Origin of the sequence: Kineobactrum salinum, assembly GCF_010669285.1 — a bacterium.
GTDB classification, from domain to species: Bacteria; Pseudomonadota; Gammaproteobacteria; order Pseudomonadales; family Halieaceae; genus Kineobactrum; species Kineobactrum salinum.
This window is the reverse complement of record NZ_CP048711.1, coordinates 3,468,814-3,486,497: the sequence shown is the minus strand read 5'-3', so window position 1 is coordinate 3,486,497 and position 17,684 is coordinate 3,468,814. Positions and strand designations below refer to the sequence as shown.

At 64.1% G+C, this 17,684-nt stretch carries 17 protein-coding genes; 9 read left to right on the top strand and 8 right to left on the bottom strand.

Features of this window, described 5'->3' with window-relative positions:
* The first annotated feature begins 7 nt into the window (after positions 1 to 7).
* From G3T16_RS15460 to yjgA, 3 genes are all read left to right on the top strand, one after another.
* Positions 8 to 277 carry an HPr family phosphocarrier protein gene (locus G3T16_RS15460; RefSeq protein ID WP_163496018.1) on the top strand — a complete coding sequence of 90 codons (270 nt, stop codon included), beginning with the start codon at positions 8 to 10 and terminating at the stop codon, positions 275 to 277.
* A 117-nt stretch (positions 278 to 394) separates the two neighbouring features.
* Positions 395 to 1,744 carry a magnesium transporter gene (gene mgtE / locus G3T16_RS15455; protein WP_163496017.1) on the top strand — a complete coding sequence of 450 codons (1,350 nt, stop codon included), beginning with the start codon at positions 395 to 397 and terminating at the stop codon, positions 1,742 to 1,744.
* On the top strand, positions 1,737 to 2,294 hold the full coding sequence (gene yjgA, locus G3T16_RS15450; protein WP_163496016.1) for a ribosome biogenesis factor YjgA: 558 nt from the start codon (positions 1,737 to 1,739) through the stop codon (positions 2,292 to 2,294). The genes mgtE and yjgA overlap by 8 nt, the downstream gene beginning before the upstream one ends.
* Here the strand turns inward: yjgA and G3T16_RS15445 are convergent.
* From G3T16_RS15445 to G3T16_RS15420, 6 genes are all read right to left on the bottom strand, one after another.
* A complete protein-coding gene (locus G3T16_RS15445; RefSeq protein ID WP_163496015.1) occupies positions 2,231 to 6,115 on the bottom strand; it encodes a YhdP family protein in 3,885 nt (1,294 codons plus the stop codon). The genes yjgA and G3T16_RS15445 overlap by 64 nt on opposite strands.
* A gap of 90 nt (positions 6,116 to 6,205) precedes the next feature.
* Positions 6,206 to 7,678: a ribonuclease G gene (gene rng, locus G3T16_RS15440; RefSeq protein WP_163496014.1), complete on the bottom strand. Its 1,473-nt coding sequence runs from the start codon at positions 7,676 to 7,678 to the stop codon at positions 6,206 to 6,208.
* On the bottom strand, positions 7,675 to 8,262 hold the full coding sequence (locus G3T16_RS15435) for a Maf family protein (RefSeq protein WP_163496013.1): 588 nt from the start codon (positions 8,260 to 8,262) through the stop codon (positions 7,675 to 7,677). The genes rng and G3T16_RS15435 overlap by 4 nt, the downstream gene beginning before the upstream one ends.
* Position 8,263: 1 nt before the next feature.
* A complete protein-coding gene (gene mreD, locus G3T16_RS15430; protein ID WP_163496012.1) occupies positions 8,264 to 8,752 on the bottom strand; it encodes a rod shape-determining protein MreD in 489 nt (162 codons plus the stop codon).
* 3 nt (positions 8,753 to 8,755) lie between these two features.
* Positions 8,756 to 9,592 (bottom strand): rod shape-determining protein MreC, encoded by an 837-nt coding sequence (gene mreC, locus G3T16_RS15425; protein ID WP_232059109.1) that lies wholly within the window; start codon positions 9,590 to 9,592, stop codon positions 8,756 to 8,758.
* Between the two features lie 57 nt (positions 9,593 to 9,649).
* Positions 9,650 to 10,687: a rod shape-determining protein gene (locus G3T16_RS15420; protein ID WP_163496011.1), complete on the bottom strand. Its 1,038-nt coding sequence runs from the start codon at positions 10,685 to 10,687 to the stop codon at positions 9,650 to 9,652.
* A 241-nt stretch (positions 10,688 to 10,928) separates the two neighbouring features.
* Here G3T16_RS15420 and gatC point away from each other — a divergent pair, with 241 nt between their 5' ends.
* From gatC to G3T16_RS15400, 4 genes are read left to right on the top strand one after another with little or no spacing between them, the layout of a single operon-like run.
* Positions 10,929 to 11,216 (top strand): Asp-tRNA(Asn)/Glu-tRNA(Gln) amidotransferase subunit GatC, encoded by a 288-nt coding sequence (gene gatC, locus G3T16_RS15415; RefSeq protein WP_163496010.1) that lies wholly within the window; start codon positions 10,929 to 10,931, stop codon positions 11,214 to 11,216.
* Positions 11,217 to 11,239: 23 nt separating this feature from the next.
* Positions 11,240 to 12,706, top strand: a complete 1,467-nt coding sequence (gene gatA / locus G3T16_RS15410) for an Asp-tRNA(Asn)/Glu-tRNA(Gln) amidotransferase subunit GatA (protein ID WP_163496009.1) — start codon at positions 11,240 to 11,242, stop codon at positions 12,704 to 12,706.
* A complete protein-coding gene (gene gatB, locus G3T16_RS15405; RefSeq protein WP_163497135.1) occupies positions 12,706 to 14,148 on the top strand; it encodes an Asp-tRNA(Asn)/Glu-tRNA(Gln) amidotransferase subunit GatB in 1,443 nt (480 codons plus the stop codon). Before gatA ends, gatB begins: the two co-directional genes overlap by 1 nt.
* A gap of 17 nt (positions 14,149 to 14,165) precedes the next feature.
* On the top strand, positions 14,166 to 14,453 hold the full coding sequence (locus G3T16_RS15400) for a PA4642 family protein (RefSeq protein ID WP_163496008.1): 288 nt from the start codon (positions 14,166 to 14,168) through the stop codon (positions 14,451 to 14,453).
* Positions 14,454 to 14,656: 203 nt separating this feature from the next.
* Here G3T16_RS15400 and smrA read toward each other — a convergent pair whose 3' ends face one another.
* On the bottom strand, positions 14,657 to 15,277 hold the full coding sequence (gene smrA / locus G3T16_RS15395) for a DNA endonuclease SmrA (protein WP_163496007.1): 621 nt from the start codon (positions 15,275 to 15,277) through the stop codon (positions 14,657 to 14,659).
* Between the two features lie 73 nt (positions 15,278 to 15,350).
* Here smrA and G3T16_RS23185 point away from each other — a divergent pair, with 73 nt between their 5' ends.
* A complete protein-coding gene (locus tag G3T16_RS23185) occupies positions 15,351 to 15,566 on the top strand; it encodes a cysteine-rich CWC family protein (protein WP_163496006.1) in 216 nt (71 codons plus the stop codon).
* The gene (gene cysZ / locus G3T16_RS15385) at positions 15,556 to 16,284 is read left to right on the top strand and encodes a sulfate transporter CysZ (RefSeq protein ID WP_163496005.1); all 729 of its coding nucleotides are present in this window, start codon (positions 15,556 to 15,558) and stop codon (positions 16,282 to 16,284) included. The genes G3T16_RS23185 and cysZ overlap by 11 nt, the downstream gene beginning before the upstream one ends.
* Here the strand turns inward: cysZ and rhlB are convergent.
* Positions 16,276 to 17,652, bottom strand: coding sequence for an ATP-dependent RNA helicase RhlB (gene rhlB / locus G3T16_RS15380; protein WP_232059108.1), 1,377 nt, complete (start codon positions 17,650 to 17,652; stop codon positions 16,276 to 16,278). The two genes, cysZ and rhlB, sit on opposite strands and share 9 nt — an antisense overlap.
* Positions 17,653 to 17,684 lie beyond the last annotated feature (32 nt).

Genomic DNA, 17,684 nt, shown 5'->3' with positions numbered 1-17,684 from the left:
CAGCAATGTGATCCAGACTCAGGTAACAATCATAAACAAGCTTGGTCTGCATGCTCGCGCTGCCGCCAAGTTCGTGGGTTGCGCAGCCGGCTTTTCGAGCAGCATCAAGGCTGGCAGGAATGGCCAGCTGGTCGACGGCAAAAGTATCATGGCCATGATGATGCTGGCGGCCGGCCAGGGCACGGTGCTGGACCTGCATATCGATGGTGATGACGAGACCGCCGCGCTCGAAGCCCTGCAGGCACTGATCGACAACTATTTCGATGAAGGCGAATAGACCGCGTACGTCAATGTGATAATGCCCGCAACCGCACGTTGTTGTCCCGGCCGCTTTACCGGATAATTGGCGCGGCGGCAGCGCCGACCCGGCAGACCACAGCGGACAACCCTCTTCATGGCCCAAGGCTCTACCACATCCCAGGCTAGACTCGAACGCCTGTCGCAGGCATTGGGCAGCGGCACCTTTGCCGATGTCAGGCGCATGCTCAATGGCCTGCCCGCCGCCGATGTCGCCCACCTGCTGGAATCCTCGCCACCCAAGTTCCGCCACATTCTGTGGCAAATGGTGGAGCAGGAGGACGAGGGCGATGTGATCAACGAGCTCGGGGATGAGCTACGGCTGCATTTCCTCAGCGACATGAATGCCGCCGAAGTCGCCCAGATCACCGAACACCTGCAGGACGACGACCTGGTCGACATTCTCCAGCAGCTGCCGGATCGGGTAACCCGGGAAGTGCTGGATTCGATGGATCACCGCGACCGGGCACGCCTGGAACAGGTGATGACCTACCCGGACGATACCGCCGGCGGTTTGATGAGCACCGATACCATCACCATCCGTCCGCCGCTGACCTTCGATGTGGTGCTGCGCTACCTGCGGCGGCATGCGGAAATTCCGCCGATGACCGACAATCTGATCGTGGTCAACCGCAACGACCAGTTCATTGGTCTGCTGCCACTCAATACCCTGCTGGTATCAGACCCTTCGTCCACTGTGCGCGAACGGATGATCACCGATATTCCGCCGATCCCGGCCGACATGCCGGACGACGAGGTGGCGCGCCTGTTCGAACGCAACGACTGGGTTTCGGCGCCGGTCGTGGATCAGCAGGGGCGGCTGCTGGGCCGCATCACCATCGACGATGTGGTCGACGTTATCCGCGAGGATGCCGACCATTCGCTCACTTCCATGGCGGGCCTGGCTGAAGATCTGGATACCTTCGCGCCGGTGTTCTATACCGCCTCCCGGAGAGCGCTGTGGCTGGGCATAAACCTGCTGACCGCATTTCTCGCGGCGTCAGTGATCAACCTGTTCCAGGACACCATCGAGAAGGTCGTCGCACTGGCCGTGCTGATGCCCATCGTCGCCTCCATGGGCGGCATCGCCGGTACCCAGACCCTTACGGTAATGGTGCGCGGCATGGCCCTGGGTCATGTCGGCAAGCACAATGAATCCTGGTTGATCAACCGGGAGCTCGCCGTGGGACTGCTCAACGGCATCCTGTGGGCGGCCGTGGTCGCGGTCGCGGCCTCGCTGTGGTTTGACGACTGGAATATCGGGCTTATCATTGCCGCCGCGATGATCATCAGCCTGCTTGCCGCGGCGCTCACCGGCGCCACCCTGCCACTGCTGCTCAAGCGCATGAAGATTGATCCGGCGCTCGCTGGCGGCGTAGTGCTGACCGTGACCGATGTGGTTGGCTTTCTCTCCTTCCTCGGCCTGGCGACCTGGTTCTATGTCTGATCACGATTCCCCCAGCGGCGACTTCGATCCCGCTGCAGGCCCCAGCAAAAGCGAGCTGAAACGCCGGATGACTGCCCTGCAGGAACTGGGCGCCACGCTGACCCGGCTCAGCGACAAGCAGCTGCGCCGCATACCGATAGCGGATCCCCGCTTGCTGGAGGCGATAGCGGAAACCCGGCGCATCAATTCCAACAGCGCACGGCGCAGGCATCTGCAGTTTATCGGCAAGCTCATGCGGGACATTGACCCGGAGCCGATCCAGACGGCGCTGGCGGAGCTCGACCGCGAGCGCGAGAGCGCGGCCCACCGCTTCCAGGACCTGGAAACAGTACGCGATGAACTGTTGGAACAGGGGCTGGCGGGTATCGATACCATCATGCTGCGCTGGCCCGGAGCCGACCGCCAGCACCTGCGCCAACTGCTGCTCCAGAGCCAGCGGGACCAGCAGCGCAACAAACCGCCCGCGGCCCGGCGCAAACTGTTCCGCTATTTGCGCGAGCTCGAAGAGGCCGCCTCGCCGTCGTTCCCTGCAGAGGGCGACGAGGGCTGAGCTTCACTGCCGCTGCCGGCGGCAGGCTCGTCCCGGGTAGCGTCACGGTTGCGCATGGGACGGCTGTCGGTGTCGAAAACCCGGTCAAAACTGATCTGCGGCTCATCCCAGGAACCGGTGATGCTGTAGACCGCGCTGGACAGCTGGCTCATCTGCTTCTCGAACAGTTTGCTGACCACAAACACGCCGGCAGCAGCCGGCAGGCCCGCGGTCAATGCCGTCACCCAGGGCAGGTTGCGGGCCACCGGCAGGGTTGCGACCAGTTCGCCATTGAGGCTGCGCTGCTCGACCTCCGACAGCCCGCTGAACGCAAAGCCTGTGGCCGCACCCTCCACCTCCATCAGCGGGACCTCGATCTCCCCGCCGTGAAAGAACAGCTCACCTGCCAGACGATCGAACGGGATACCGCTTTCAAACATGTGGTTCAGGCTCAGGCGCTGCACGATATCGGCGAGATTGAGAATACTGACCACCCGCAGGGTACCGGAAGCCCCCGCGGAAGCAGTCAGAAAGCGCCCTTCGTCCACAGCCACCCGCAACGAGCCGTGGCTGGCGGCCAGGCTGAAGCCGCGCGGCGAGCCCGGCCAGCGCAGGTTCAGGTCAAAGTTGCCGCTATCGGTCTCCAGGATGCGTTCGTAACCCAGTTGCGCCAGTGTCTCTCCCAGGTCATCAAAGTGCAACGTCGCCTGCAGTTCGGTGCCCTGGCCGCTCCACTGCAGATAGCCGGGATTCTCCGGAGACAGCTTCAGGCCTGCCAGCTCGCCCGTAATAGCCTGCGCCTGCAGGGCTCTATCTGCCGGTGCCAGCACGAAGGACAGTGTGCCCAGCCGCGCTCCGGCACGGTAAAGTTCCTCAATGGTGACGGCCAGCCGGGGCAATTCACTGGCACGCCCGATGTCCCAGCCCGAACCACTGCCACCACTGCCCAGCCCGGCGAGATCCAGAAATGACAATGCCAGCGAGCCGCTGGCACCGTCGCTTGCCAGCCTGGCCTCGCCCTGCAGCCAGCTGGTTTCCAGGTTCAGTTGCCAGTGGTCGGGCTGCTGCCTGACGGCGACCATGACGTCGGTCCAGTCCTGGCCCCAGACACGGAGGCTGTCGACCAGCAGCTCATCCACCACCACCTGCAAGCCGTCGCCGGCCGGCGCTTCGATTGCCTGCTCCAACAACAGCCGGTGCCAGGCATCGACATCGATCAGCGCAGCGTGTCCACCCACGCGCAGCTCCCCCCGCTGTGCCTGCCGGGGTTCATCCTGCAAACCCAGTGATACACTCTGCAACTGTCCATCGGCCAGATCCACCCAGGCCTTGCCCAGGCCCTCGGCATTGAGCTGCAGGCGCAGCGGCGACTCATTGAATCGCACTGCCAGTTGCAGCGGCTGTGCGGTTGGGGCCGCCTTGCCCCAGGGTTCGGGGAGGGCCAGTTCAACACCGGTCAACTGCGTTTCCAGGTTCAGCTGCGGTGGTGTCCCAGGGGCGAAATCCAGACTGCCACTGACGCCGGTTTCGCCACGGGCAGGAAGTGGCTGCGACAGGGACAGCCATTGCTGCAGCGCCTCGACCCTCACCGTAGTGTCAAATGCCAGCGTCAACGGCCCCGGCAGCAGGCCGTCCGAGCGGTCGCCAGCGGCTGGTGCCTGCTGTTGCAGGGACAGCGCCACCGGTGCGTCCCACAGCCGTGCGGCGAGCCCCTCGGCACGGAAACCGCTGTCCGAATCAAAGTACACGATGCCACCGACCTGCTCCAGGGCAAGATCGCCGGGGCGGATGGCCAGTGTCGCGTCCGTCAGTGTCGTCCTGACCGCAACCTGCGGCGGCCGCGAGTGTTTCGTCAATGCCAGCTCCAGATCCAGGCTGGCCTGCAAGCTGCCCTTCGCCTCCCAGCCGGACAGGGCGCCATCGAGCGGCAGTCCCAGGGGCGACTCGTTTACCAGCCGCAGGCCGCTGGCGGCATCGCCGGCCAGTTCAGCCGCCACCGCCAAGCGCATGCTCCCCTCGGCGTCCTTCCAGGCCTCCGCGGATAAATGGCTGATCTGCGCACCGTAGAGCTGCCCCTGGCGGGCCCAGACGCTGACATTGGTATCGTCAATAAACACGCTGCCGTCCAGCGCGGACAGCTCGGGCCAATCCGGATGGTAGCTCAGCTGGCCGTCGCGTACCTCGAAGAAAAGTTGTACCGTGCGCAACTCAGGGGCCTGCGGTTTCAGGCTGCCGCGCCAGAGGAATGCGCCGCGCTCGACATGGCCCTGGCCCAGGCCATCGCGCAGCCAGGCCAGCAGGTTCTGGTCGAGAATATAGGGCAGATAGCGTGTCCGGTAAGTGGCGTCCGCATCGCGCAGTCCCACCAGCAAGTCCATTTCAATCCCGGCCCCGGTGTCGGCGAAGGGAATCTGCAACCCCAGCAGCGCCCGCGCGGTGCCCTCCTCGCCCGTGGCCGTCAGCAAACCGCTGTGCAGCGCCAGCCCGGCATTGTCCCAGTGCAGGTCGATGCTGCCAAATACATCCCGATAGGTCAGTGCCTCGCGGTAAATAGCAGGAAAATCCAGCATCAACTGGCGGCTGTCCAGCAGCACCCGGCCGCTGCCGGGCCTCAGTTGCAAGTGACCACTGGCACCCTGTACGCCCGGCGCTCGCCGCCAGGATTCTACCGCCAGACCGGCGAAACTGGCTGCCAGCTCCCAGGCCCGGGCCGGCGCGGTGAGGTCCTCCAGGTGGAGCTCCAGTGCTTCCAGCGCGCCGTGAGGAGCGAGCGTGGTGACCACCTCAGCCAGTTCGGGCGGCAGTGCGCCGGACAGCAGCAAGACCTCGCTCGCAGCGCTCACCGGCAGGTCGCGCGTACGCAGGCGCAGCGAATCGCCCCTCAGGTCGAGCTGCAGCCGTGGCAAGCGCAACAGGCCGGCGGCACTGTGGACCTGCAGATCGGATGCGTACAGACTCCAGCGCTGCCCAGTGCGCTGCAGGCTGGCCGCCCCGGTGACAGCCTCCAGCGGCAGCTCCCAGCCACCGCCCTGCAGCCGCAAATCCCCGCCTGCGAAGCGCGCCCGCACCGTCGGGCTTCCACCCGCCCAACTCAGCCAGGCTTCCAGTTCCGCGCTGCCGCTGACAGTGACCGGAACCGGAAACTCCACCAGGGATCGCAGTTGCGACAACTGGCCCAGATCCGGCAGGGAAGCGTGGACATAGAACTCGCCAGTGTAATCGGTACCGGTAAACGGATTGCCCAGACCATCGGCCAGGACAGTGATCTGGCTGTCCTGGCCGGACAACAGCCGGGCCCGCAACTGCCGGCGACTGCCGTCGCGCGACAGTGTCAGGTCCAGCTGTAGCGCCTGCCGCTCGCCCGAGGGCAATTGCAGCTCCAGAGTATTGGCCGCCAGCGTAATTCCGTGCACATCCAGCAGCAGCGCTTGTAACCACTCACGTGCATCAGTGCCCTGCTGGCCGAAGCCACGCAATTGCAAGCGTCCATCACTGCTGAGCTCGCCGTCCAGTGCCAGCCCCTGCAGCCGCAAATGGCTGACCCGCAGAGAGCGGTTGGCCAGACTGCGCCAGACATCCAGCGTCACTCTGCCCTCCTGCAACGACAGTGGCTCGGTGTCCGGCTCGGAAAAATGCAACTGCAGGTCTGCCAGCACCAGTTCGGGACTGAAGCCGGACCATTGCGCACTGAGGCGAGTGGCCTCCAGATGGAAAGGTGTGCGGGCATTGAGTTCGCGAAGGATGGCAGCCTGATAGTCGCCCACCACCGAGACCAGCAGCCGGCCGCAACTGACATATACCGCCAGCAACACAATCAGCCCGACGATCGCGCGCCACAGCACCGTGCTCAATATATGATAGAAGGGGTTTAGCAATCGACCCGACCCGTAAGTTGTACCTGCACAGACGCAGCGCGCCCTGGCGCTCTCATGTCAGAGCAGCACAATGTCAAAATGTTCCTGGCTGTAACCCGGCTCAGCCCGGTAACTGATGGTTTTGCCGATGAATGCCTCCAGATCGGCAACAGTGGCAGACTCCTCGTCCAACAGACGGTCAACCACTGCCTGTGAGGCCAGCACCAGTAGCCTGTCATTGTCGTAGGCGCGCGCGTCGCGGGTAATCTCGCGAAAAATCTCGAAACAGACCGTCTCGGCCGTTTTCTGTACACCGCGTCCCTCACAGGCCGGGCAGGGCTCGCACAATACCCGTTCCAGGCTTTCGCGGGTGCGCTTGCGGGTCATCGCCACCAGACCCAACTCCGAGATACCGGCAATCTGGTTGCGCACGGGGTCGCGCTGCATCGCTTTTTCCAGCGTACGCTGAAGCTGGCGCCGGTGCTCCGGGTCCTGCATGTCAATGAAGTCGATGATGATGATCCCGCCCAGGTTGCGCAACCGTAATTGACGTGCCAGCGCGACGGCGGCTTCCAGGTTGGTCTTGAATATCGTGTCCTCCAGGCTGCGGCGGCCGACATAGGAGCCCGTATTGACATCAATGGTGGTCATCGCCTCGGTCTGGTCTATCACAATATGGCCGCCGGACTTGAGAGGCACCGTACGGGCCAGCGCGCGCTGAATTTCGTCCTCTACCCCGTGTAGCTCGAACAGTGGCCGCTCGCCGCGATAACATTCCAGCAGACTGGCCACCTCGGGCACATACTCGGCGCAGAAGTCGTGCAGCGCGGTAAAGCTCTCGAGGCTGTCGATGCGAATCCGCTCAATCCCCGGGCGAGCCAGATCGCGCACTGCACGCAGGTGCAGCGGCAGGTCCTCGTACAGCAATGCCGGATCCGACGCCGCCTGTGCCCGGCGCATCACCGCCGCCCACAACCGCTTGAGAAAACGCAGCTCTGCCCGGATCTCGTCACCGCCCACACCCTCGGCGGCGGTGCGCAGAATAAACCCGCCAGCGGTCGCCATGTCCTCCGCCGCTACCGCCTGCGCCAGCAGATCCTGCAGCCGTCGCCGCTCGCTGGTGTCTTCGATGCGCTGAGATACCCCGACGTGGTCCTGGCCGGGCATGAAGACCAGGTAGCGGGCCGATACCGACAGCTCCGTGCGCAGGCGGGCGCCCTTGCTGCCCAGCGGGTCCTTGACAACCTGAACGACAACCTTCTGCCCCTCAGTCAAATGATCTCGGATGGCGGACCCGGGGGCAGCCGACTGGGCGCGTCCGCCGTTGCCGGCAACATCCGCCGCATGGATGAAACCATTGCGCCCGGTGCCGGTATCGACAAAGGCAGCCTGCATGCCCGGCAGGACCCTCACCACCTTGCCCATGTAGATATTGCCGACGCTACCGCGGCTGGCGCTGCGCTCGATATGGATATCCTGGGTCGCACCGTTCTCGACGACCGCGACCCGGGTTTCCCGGGGGGTCACATTGACCAGGATCTCCTCACTCACCCCGGAGCCCCGAGCAGAGTATCGATGCCATGTTCAGCCAGCAACAGCCAGGTCTCCGCCAGTGGCAGTCCCACCACATTGCTGTAACTGCCTTCAATGCTGCTGACAAAGGCTCCTCCCAATCCCTGCACCGCGTAGCCGCCAGCCTTGTCCCAGGGCTCATCGGTTGCCAGATAGCGTTCACAGACTTCCCGACTGAGAGTGACAAAGCTGACCCGGGTCTCGACCTCACAGTGAGTCTCGCGGCCATCACGACGCAGACAGAGCGCGGTGATCACCGAATGCGTGCGGCCGCTGAGCCGTGCCAGCATGCCCAGCGCATGAAAATGGTCCGCCGGCTTGCCCAACACGTCACCATCAATGACCACGCTGGTGTCGGCCGCCAGGATCGCGGCGTGATCCCCGTGCCTGTGTGCCACTGCCCGGGCCTTCTCCCGTGCCATCCGGGCGACATAGGGCAGCGATTTTTCACCGGCATGTACACCCTCATCGATCGCCGCTGCTTCCACCACAAAGCGAACGCCAAGCCGGGCCAGCAGTTCGTGACGCCGGGGCGAGGCAGAGGCAAGGATCAGGGGGGACATCTCAGCTGATCCGATAGTGACGGCGCAGTTGCCGCAGTACATGCAGCACGCCCGGCCACAGCAGGGCACTGGACAAGGCGGGCAGCAGGAACAGCAGGGTGGGCGCTCCCGCACCCTCCAGATTCTGTACCCACTGGCAGATCAGTTGGTGTATGCCAATCATCAGGAACACAATACCGGCTTGCTGCCACAGGCTGAATACCCGCAGACGCTGATACAGCAGCAGGGACAGCAGTGCCAGTACGGCCAGTGCAAAGGCGTTCTGTCCCAGCACGGCACCCTCCAGTACATCCATACCAACCCCGGCTACCAGCGCGGTAACGACCCCCACCCGGTGCGGCAGCGCGATACACCAGTAGATCAGTACCAGCGCGACCCACTCGGGCCGGCCCCACAACAGCCACTGCGGCAACGGCAGGATCGCCAGCACCGCGGCCACCAGGAAACTGGCGACAATGATTCCAATACCCGACGCCGACTCCGCGGCCACGGCTCAGGGCTCCGTCCCGAGCGCAGAATCTTCCGGCCCGCCCACAAACACCAGCAGAACATGGCGACTGCGGTTCAGCGCCGCACGCGGACGCGCCAGGATGCGGGCGAACGGCTGGCCGGGATCACGCTCCACCAGCGCCACTTCCGCCACCGGATAGCCGAACGGAAAACGCCCCCCGAGACCAGAACTGACCAGCAGATCGCCCTCCTGGATATCGGTAGTGGCAGACACGTGGTGAATTTCCACAGCGTCCAGCGAGCCAGTGCCTTCCGCAATCGCCCGGATGCCGTTGCGATTGACCTGCACCGGGATGGAATGGGTAACATCGGTCAACAGCAGCACCCTCGAGGTAAATTCGCTGACCTCCATTACCTGCCCCATCAGGCCGTCGGCATCTATCAGCGGCTGCCCCTCGTAAACGCCGTCCCGGGCCCCCTTGTTCAACACCAGCTGATGCCGTACCGGATCCGGGGACACGCCGATCAGTTCGGCAACCAGGACATCATTGCGCAGCATCGCGGTGGAGTTGAGCAGTCCCCGCAGGCGCACGTTTTCCGCCTGCAGCGAAGACATCTGCATGGAGCGGCCCTGCAACAGCAGGTTCTCCCGTTGCAGACGCGCATTGTCTTCCAGCAGCTGGCTGCGGGAGCGGACATGGGTATCGTACCAGCCCCTGACACTGGCGGGGACATCGGCGACCCAGAGCACCGGGGTCGCCAGGGTATTCAATATTGAACGGGTCTTGCCGAGACTGTTGAAATGCAGATCCGCTGTTATCAGGCAGACCACTACCAACACCGTCAGGAGCACGCGCAGTCCCAGATGGGACTCTTTCACGAATAGCGGCTTGATGTCAGCTCCCGGCGATCACTGGTCAGCGCCCGCGGTAACGGCCTACTCGGTGGACAGCAGGTCGAGGGTGTGGCGATCCAGTTGCTCCATAGCACGACCACCGCCGCGCGCCACACAGGTCAGCGGATCGTCGGCGACGATAACCGGCAAACCGGTCTCTTCCGAGATGAGCCGGTCGAGGTCGCGCAGCAATGCGCCACCGCCCGTCAGGACGATGCCGCTCTCGGCGATGTCCGCGGCCAGTTCGGGCGGCGACTGCTCCAGCGCCGACTTCACCGCCTGGACGATCGACGACAGCGGATCCTGCAGGGCTTCCAGGATCTCGTCGCTGTTCAGCGTGAAACTGCGGGGGATGCCCTCGGCGAGGTTGCGGCCCCGGACATCGATCTCCCGCAGCTCACCACCGGTATAGGCGCAGCCGATCTCCTGCTTGATGCGTTCGGCGGTTGCGTCGCCGATCAGGCTGCCATAACGGCGCCGCACATGAGAGACTATTGCCTCGTCGAAGCGGTCACCGCCAATGCGCAGGGAATCCCGGTAGACCACGCCGTTAAGCGAAATGATCGCGATTTCGGTAGTGCCGCCGCCGACGTCGACCACCATGCAACCGGTGGCCTCTTCGACATTCAGCCCGGCGCCGATCGCGGCCGCCATCGGTTCCTCGATCAGGCGTACTTCGCGGGCACCGGCACTGAGCGCCGATTCCCGGATCGCGCGGCGCTCGACCTGGGTGGACATGCAGGGCACACAGACCAGCACTCGGGGGCTGGGCCGGATAAAGCGGCTCTCGTGCACCCGGGCGATGAAATGCTGCAGCATTTTTTCGGTGACCAGAAAATCCGCGATCACGCCGTCCTTCAGTGGCCGTATCGCCGTGATATTGCCCGGCGTCCGGCCCAGCATGCGCTTGGCCTCTATGCCGACAGCCTCTATCGTTTTCTGGCCATTGTGAAACCGGATTGCCACCACCGAGGGTTCGTTCAGTACAATGCCCTTGTCGCGCACATAAATCAGAGTGTTGGCTGTACCCAAATCGATGGAGAGATCGTTTGAGAACACTCCGCGCAATTTCTTCAGCATGAAAGTTGACTACCTTGTGAATACATCGGGGTACTCCATGTACGGAGTCCTGCAAGCCCCCTACCTGCTGCCCTCCCGGACCAGGAAGCGCCCTTGCTCACGGGGCTGCAGTATCGTTATTCTTCGGCGTGTGGCTTAGCGGGCAACTGTAACAATCGCGGGGATTTTGAGCAAGGCGCAAATGTGATAAGTTTACGCCCCCAGTCGCCGCGGCGACTGCTTCCCGACGGTACCGGAGCCCATGACAATACGACAGGACGAGATCGAAAAAATAGCCGAGTTGGCCCGTATCCGCATCGCCGATACGCAGGTTGCCGATGTCACCCGGCGCATCGGTGACATACTGCTGATGGTCGAGGAATTGCAGGCGGTGAATACCGAAGGCATCGAACCGATGGCCAACCCGCTGGACGCAGTCCAGCGCCTGCGCCCGGATGTCGTTACCGAGTGCAACCAGCGGGAGGCATTCCAGGCCATTGCCCCCGCAGTGGAAAACGGCCTCTATCTGGTTCCCAAAGTCATCGAATAAGCGGCCGCGCTCAGGACCTCACCATGCACTCACAATCTGTTGCCCAGCTGATCCGCGGGCTGCGCGGGAAGCAATTTTCCAGCGTCGAACTGACCCGCTGCCACCTGGACCGGATCCGGACGCTGGATGGCACCTACAACAGTTTCATCACCGTCGACGAGTCCGGCGCACTGACCGCCGCGGCCGAGGCCGACCGGCGTCTGGCGGCGGGCGAGACCGCGCCGCTGACCGGCATCCCGCTGGCGCACAAGGATATCTTCTGTACCCGAGGACTACGCACCAGCTGCGGTTCGCGGATGCTGGACAATTTTGTCCCGCCCTACGACGCCACCGTCGTCACCCGTTTGCGCGAGGCCGGAACGGTGATACTGGGCAAGACCAACATGGACGAGTTCGCGATGGGCTCCTCCAACGAAAGCAGTTTCTACGGCCCCAGCCGCAACCCCTGGGACAGTAGCTGCGTGCCGGGAGGCTCTTCCGGTGGCTCGGCGGCGGCGGTGGCCGGCATGCTGGCACCGATGGCCACCGGCACCGACACCGGCGGCTCCATTCGCCAGCCAGCGGCGTTTTGCGGCATTACCGGCCTCAAGCCCACCTACGGGCGGGTCTCGCGGCTGGGCATCGTCGCCTTTGCCTCCAGCCTGGACCAGGCCGGGCCGATGGCCCGCAGTGCCGAGGACTGCGCACTGCTGCTCAATGCCATGGCCGGGCACGACCCGCTGGATTCCACCTCCTCCACCGAGTCCTGCCCCGACTTCAGCGCCGGGCTGGAGGCGCCTCTCTCGGGGCTGCGCATCGGCCTGCCGCGGCAGTATTTCGGCGATGGTCTGGAAGCGGCCACCGGTGACCGTATCAGGGCTGCGCTGGCCCTGCTGGAACAGCGGGGCGCCACCCTGGTGGATGTCGACCTGCCCCACACCGGACTGAGCATTCCCACCTACTATATCGTCGCCCCGGCCGAGGCCTCCACCAACCTGTCGCGCTATGACGGGGTGCGCTACGGCTACCGTTGCGAACAGCCCCGCGACCTGCACGACCTCTACACCCGCAGTCGGGAAGAGGGCTTCGGGGATGAAGTCAAACGCCGCATCCTGGTGGGTACCTATGCCCTGTCGGCGGGCTACTACGATGCCTATTACAAGAAGGCGCAGCAGGTCAGGCGCCTGATCCGCCAGGATTTCATCGACTGTTTCCGGCAGGTGGACGTGATCGCCGGGCCCACCACACCGGGTCCCGCTTTTGCGCTGGGAGCCAAGACCGACGACCCGCTGGCGATGTACCTGGAAGATGCCTATACCCTGGCGGTCAACCTGGCCGGGCTGCCGGGCATGTCCCTGCCGACCGGACTGGTGCAGGGGCGGCCCGTGGGCCTGCAGCTGATTGGCCGCCATTTCGAGGAATCGCGCCTCCTCAACGTCGGTCATCAGCTGCAGCGACTGTCCGACTGGCACCTGCAGCGGCCCGCCAGCGCCACGGGAGGGACGCAGTGATGCAGTGGGAAGTCGTCATCGGCCTGGAAGTGCACCTGCAACTGGCCACCGCCTCCAAGATTTTTTCCGGAGCCTCCACCCATTTTGGCGCCGAGCCCAACACCCAGGCCTGCGCCGTGGACCTGGCCATGCCCGGCATGCTGCCGGTGCTGAACGAGCAGGCCGTGCGCCATGCTGTGATGTTCGGTCTCGGCATTGGCGCCGAGATTGGCATGCGTTCGGTGTTCGATCGCAAGAACTACTTCTACCCCGACCTGCCCAAGGGCTACCAGATCAGCCAGTTCCAGGCCCCGATCGTCGGCCGCGGCAGCTTCGAGATCCAGCTGGAGGACGGTAGCTGCCGCCACATTGGCATTACCCGTGCTCATCTGGAGGAGGACGCGGGCAAGTCCCTGCACGAGGACTTTCATGGCCAGACCGGCATCGACCTGAACCGCGCCGGCACGCCACTGCTGGAGATCGTCAGCGAACCGGACCTGCGCAGCGCTGCGGAGGCGGTGGCCTACCTGAAGGCGCTGCACAGCCTGGTGACCTACCTGGGCATCTCCGACGGCAACATGGCCGAGGGTTCCATGCGCTGCGATATCAATATTTCACTGCGCCGGCCCGGCAGTACTACGCTGGGCACCCGCGCCGAGATCAAGAACGTGAATTCCTTCCGCTTCGTCGAGAAGGCGATCCATCACGAGACCAACCGCCAGGCCGAGATCCTCGAGGACGGCGGCACGGTGGTGCAGGAAACCCGGCTCTACGATGCCGAGCGGGACGAAACCCGTTCCATGCGCAGCAAGGAAGTGGCCAACGACTATCGCTATTTTCCCGAGCCCGACCTGCTGCCGGTAGTGATCGACGAGGCCTTCGTCGCGCAGCTGCGGGACTCGCTGCCGGAACTGCCGGTCGCCCGGCGGCAACGTTTTGTCGACGCCCACGGACTCAGCCAGTACGATGCCGGTGTGCTGTCCGCCAACCGCGCACTGGCTGACTTCTACGAGGCCGTCGTCGCCGACTGTGGCGACGCCAAGATTGCCGCCAACTGGGTGCAGGTGGAATTGCTGGGGCAGTTGAACCGCAGCGACCTGCCCCTCGCCGACAGCCCGGTCAGCGCCGCGGCGCTGGCCGGACTGATCAGGCGCATCCTCGACCAGAGCATCTCCGGCAAAATCGCCAAACAGGTGTTCGAGGCCATGTGGGCGGGTGAGGGTGACGCCGACCACATCATTGCCAGCCACGGACTGCAGCAGGTCAGCGACAGCGGCGAACTGGAAGCGATGGTGGACGAGGTCGTCAACAGTCACCCCGAACAGCTGGCCCAATACCTGGCCGCCGACGAAGGCAAGCGCAGGAAACTGGTGGGATTTTTCGTGGGCCAGGTCATGAAACTGTCCCGGGGACAGGCCAACCCGCAGATGGTCAACGAGCTACTGGCCAGAAAACTGGTCTAAATGGAAATAGTGCAGGCATGAAGAAAGACAAGGAAAAGGTAATCGATGAAGTGTGGACGGAAGACCATGTCCGCAGCTTCCTCTCGGTGCGCCCCCACGACAACAGCGATGTGGACTTCCACATGCTGCTGAAGGCCTACCAGAGCATGCGGGTCACGGATTTTGAACTGTTTCTGCAGTTTTTTCTGGAGGATGGCCGCGATCCCGGCACCACCGGCAAGGACGGCCGCACGGTGCTGGAGATAGTCAGTGAACACCGCCACGGCGCCGAGTATGCGGAGATCCTGAGGCGGGCCGGCGCCTAGCCCGCGTCCCGCTAATGGGAAGGGCACTTTGGCTCGCTCCGGTACAAGGTCGGCGTCCTGGGAGGGTGCTTTCGAGACCGTTTGCGACATGGATGTCGCAACCGAGCCTCCAGGGATGGATTCACGGCGTGTCTCGAAAGCACCCTCCCAGGATGCCGACCGGGCTACGAAGTCCCAAAGCCCTTAAGTAAGTGCCACTCCCGCTAACGGGAGTCTGGCGGCAGGCGGCCTTTCAGGAAGCGTTCGCGGTTCTTCTGTTTCTGCCGCTCGCTCTTGCGCAGCAGCACGTACACGGCGCCGGTCCCACCGTGGCGCGGCTGCGCGCTGTGGAAGGCCTGCACCACGGGCAGCTCCCGTAGCCAGTAATCGACGCAGGCCTTCAGCACCCCGCTGCGTTCGCGCTCGGGCCTGCGCTCGCCCTTGCCGTGGACGATCACCACGCTGCGCAGGCCCAGCTCATGGCACTGCTCGATAAAATCGAACAGCTCCCGGCGCGCCAGCTGGCGCGTCAGGCGGTGCAGGTCCAGCTGCGCCTCCTGCTCATAGCGCCCCTGGCGCAGCTTCCGGTAGACGCCGTTTTGCACCCCGGGGCGTTTGAAGTCGAGTATATACCAGGGATCCAGCACGGGCGGTTCGAGCTCGCTGAGGATATTGCGATCGACTGCCGCGGGGTTGACCGCGGCCTCGCGGCGCTGCTGCAGCGAGCTGTCACGGGAATCACCAGACCTGAGGCCCAGCGCGACCCTGCGCTCCTGCCTGAGCCGTTCAACACCGGCCATCTCCTGCTGAAACAGCTCCCATTCGTCCTGTTCGTCATCTGCCATGGGCTTACTACTTGCTCCGGGTCAGGTATTATGACGGCGATCAATCCCGGAGGTTCATCACGTCGTGCCGGCCATGTTACCGAAAAAGTCAGCAAAAGATCGCTGCCCGCAGTGCGACGGCCCCAACCAGTGCGCACTGGCGGAAGACCCCGCGGCGGCGGGCTGCTGGTGCCAGCAGGCCTGCGCCGATCCTGCCCTGTTGTCCGCCGGCCGGACTGAACCGGGGCAGCGCCGCTGCCTGTGTCCGTCCTGCCTGCCGGTGCGTGGGGGCAAAGCCGTTGCGGGGTAATCTCGTGCACGGCGCTGGCTATCTGTGGCGCGGCGCAAGCCTGCTACGCCATCCCTCGCTGCGGCTGTTCGTGATCATTCCGCTGGCGGTCAATATCCTGATCTTCAGCTCGCTGCTGGCGCTCACCTTCGCCTGGCTGGATCGCAGCGTGACCGGCGCGATGGAAGCGCTGCCGGCCTGGCTGGGCTTTATTGAGTGGCTGATCTGGCCACTGCTGATCCTGGTGTTTGGCCTGCTGGCGGGCTACAGTTTCACTGCCGTCGCGCTGCTGATTGCGTCGCCCTTCAACACCCTGCTGGCGGAGAAGGCCGAAGAGCTGATCACTGGCCGCCCGGTCGCCGGCCTGGAAGGTCTGGGTGCGGCCCTGCTGTCGGTGCCGCGGGGAATCCTGCGGGAGCTGTACAAGCTGCTTTATTACCTGCCGATGGCACTGCTGGTGCTGATCCTGAGCCTTATTCCCGGTCCCAACGCCTTTGCCCCGCTACTGTGGTTGCTGCTGGGGGCCTGGATGATGAGCCTGCAGTTTGTCGACTACCCGATGGACAACCATCAACTGGGATTCGCCGAGGTCAAGCGGGCGGTACGCCAGCGGCGGCTGAGCAGCCTGGGTTTTGGCGGTCTGGTGGCGCTGTGCGCCAGCATCCCGGTGGTGAACTTCTTTGTCGTCCCCGCGGCTGTGGTCGGGGCGACCCTGCTCTGGTGTGAGGAGCTACGCTAGCAGGGATTCCGGCGGGTGGGTACATTCCAGCCGCTCCCCCAACAGGGCCTCGATGTCCGGCAGCAGGAAGGCATCGTCCTCGCTGGCAAAGCTGATCGAGATCCCCGTGGCGCCGGCCCGGCCGGTGCGGCCTATGCGGTGCACGTAGTCCTCCGGATCCTCCGGCAAATTGTAGTTGACCACATGGCTGACTCCGTCCACATGAATACCGCGACCGGCCACGTCGGTGGCCACCAGCACCTTGATCTGCCCCTGCTTGAACTGGGCCAGGGTACTGGAGCGCTTGGCCTGGGGAATCTCGCCGGACAGGATGCCACAGGATACCCCCGCCTTGCGCAGACGCTCATGCAGGCGGCGGACCTGGTCACGCCGGTTGGCGAACACGATGACGCTGCTGGCTTCTGCACTACGCACCAGGTTGACCAGCAATTTGTAGCGCTGCTCGCTGCTGACCAGGTAGACCTTCTGGTCGACACTGTCGGTGGCGACGTGCTCGGGCTCGATTTCCACCGTGATCGGTTCCCAGGTCCACTGCTGGGACAGATTGATAATGTCCTGGGTAAAGGTAGCCGAGAACAGCAGGGTCTGGCGGTGCTCCTTCGGCGGAGTGGCCCGCACAATGCGCTTGACCTGGGGAATAAAACCCATGTCCAGCATCCGGTCGGCTTCGTCCAGCACCAGGATTTCCACCCGGTCCAGGAATAGATCGCGCCGCCCCATGAAGTCCAGCAGGCGGCCGGGCGTGGCCACGACCAGATCCACCACCACCGTGTTGAGGCGATTGAGCTGCTTCTGGTAGTCCATGCCGCCGATCAGCGTCGCCACCTTGAGCTCAGTGTGTTTGGCCAGATCCTCGGCATCCGCGGCGATCTGCATGACCAGCTCACGGGTGGGCGCGATCACCAGCGCCCGCGGTTCGCCCAGAAAGCGCTCCCCTTCGGCCGGGTTGCACAGCAGATCATTGAAGATGGTGATCAGGAAGGCCGCCGTTTTGCCGGTGCCGGTTTGCGCCTTGCCAATGGCATCGTGACCCTGCAGGGTTTGCGGCAGAATGGCCCCCTGAATGGGAGAACAATAGCGAAAGCCGAGATCGGCGATGGCGTGCATAAGCTCATCGCGCAGCCCCAGGTCATGGAAACGGACCTCTCCCTCCTGTGGCTCCACCGGGAAATCGGCCACGGTCCAGGGCTGTCCGCCGGACCGGGCGGGCTGGCGCGAACGCTTGCCGCGGCCATGTTCACTGTGACCGGGGCCGTGCGGCGGCTTGCCCTGGGTGGAATCACTGACTGCGCTGACAGCGTTGGTCTGGGGCCCGGGAGCAGCGTTATCGACGCCCTTCGCCCCCTGGCCGATGAGGCTTTTGATCAAGGTCGGTTCCTGCTGTGCTTGAAAAACGCGCT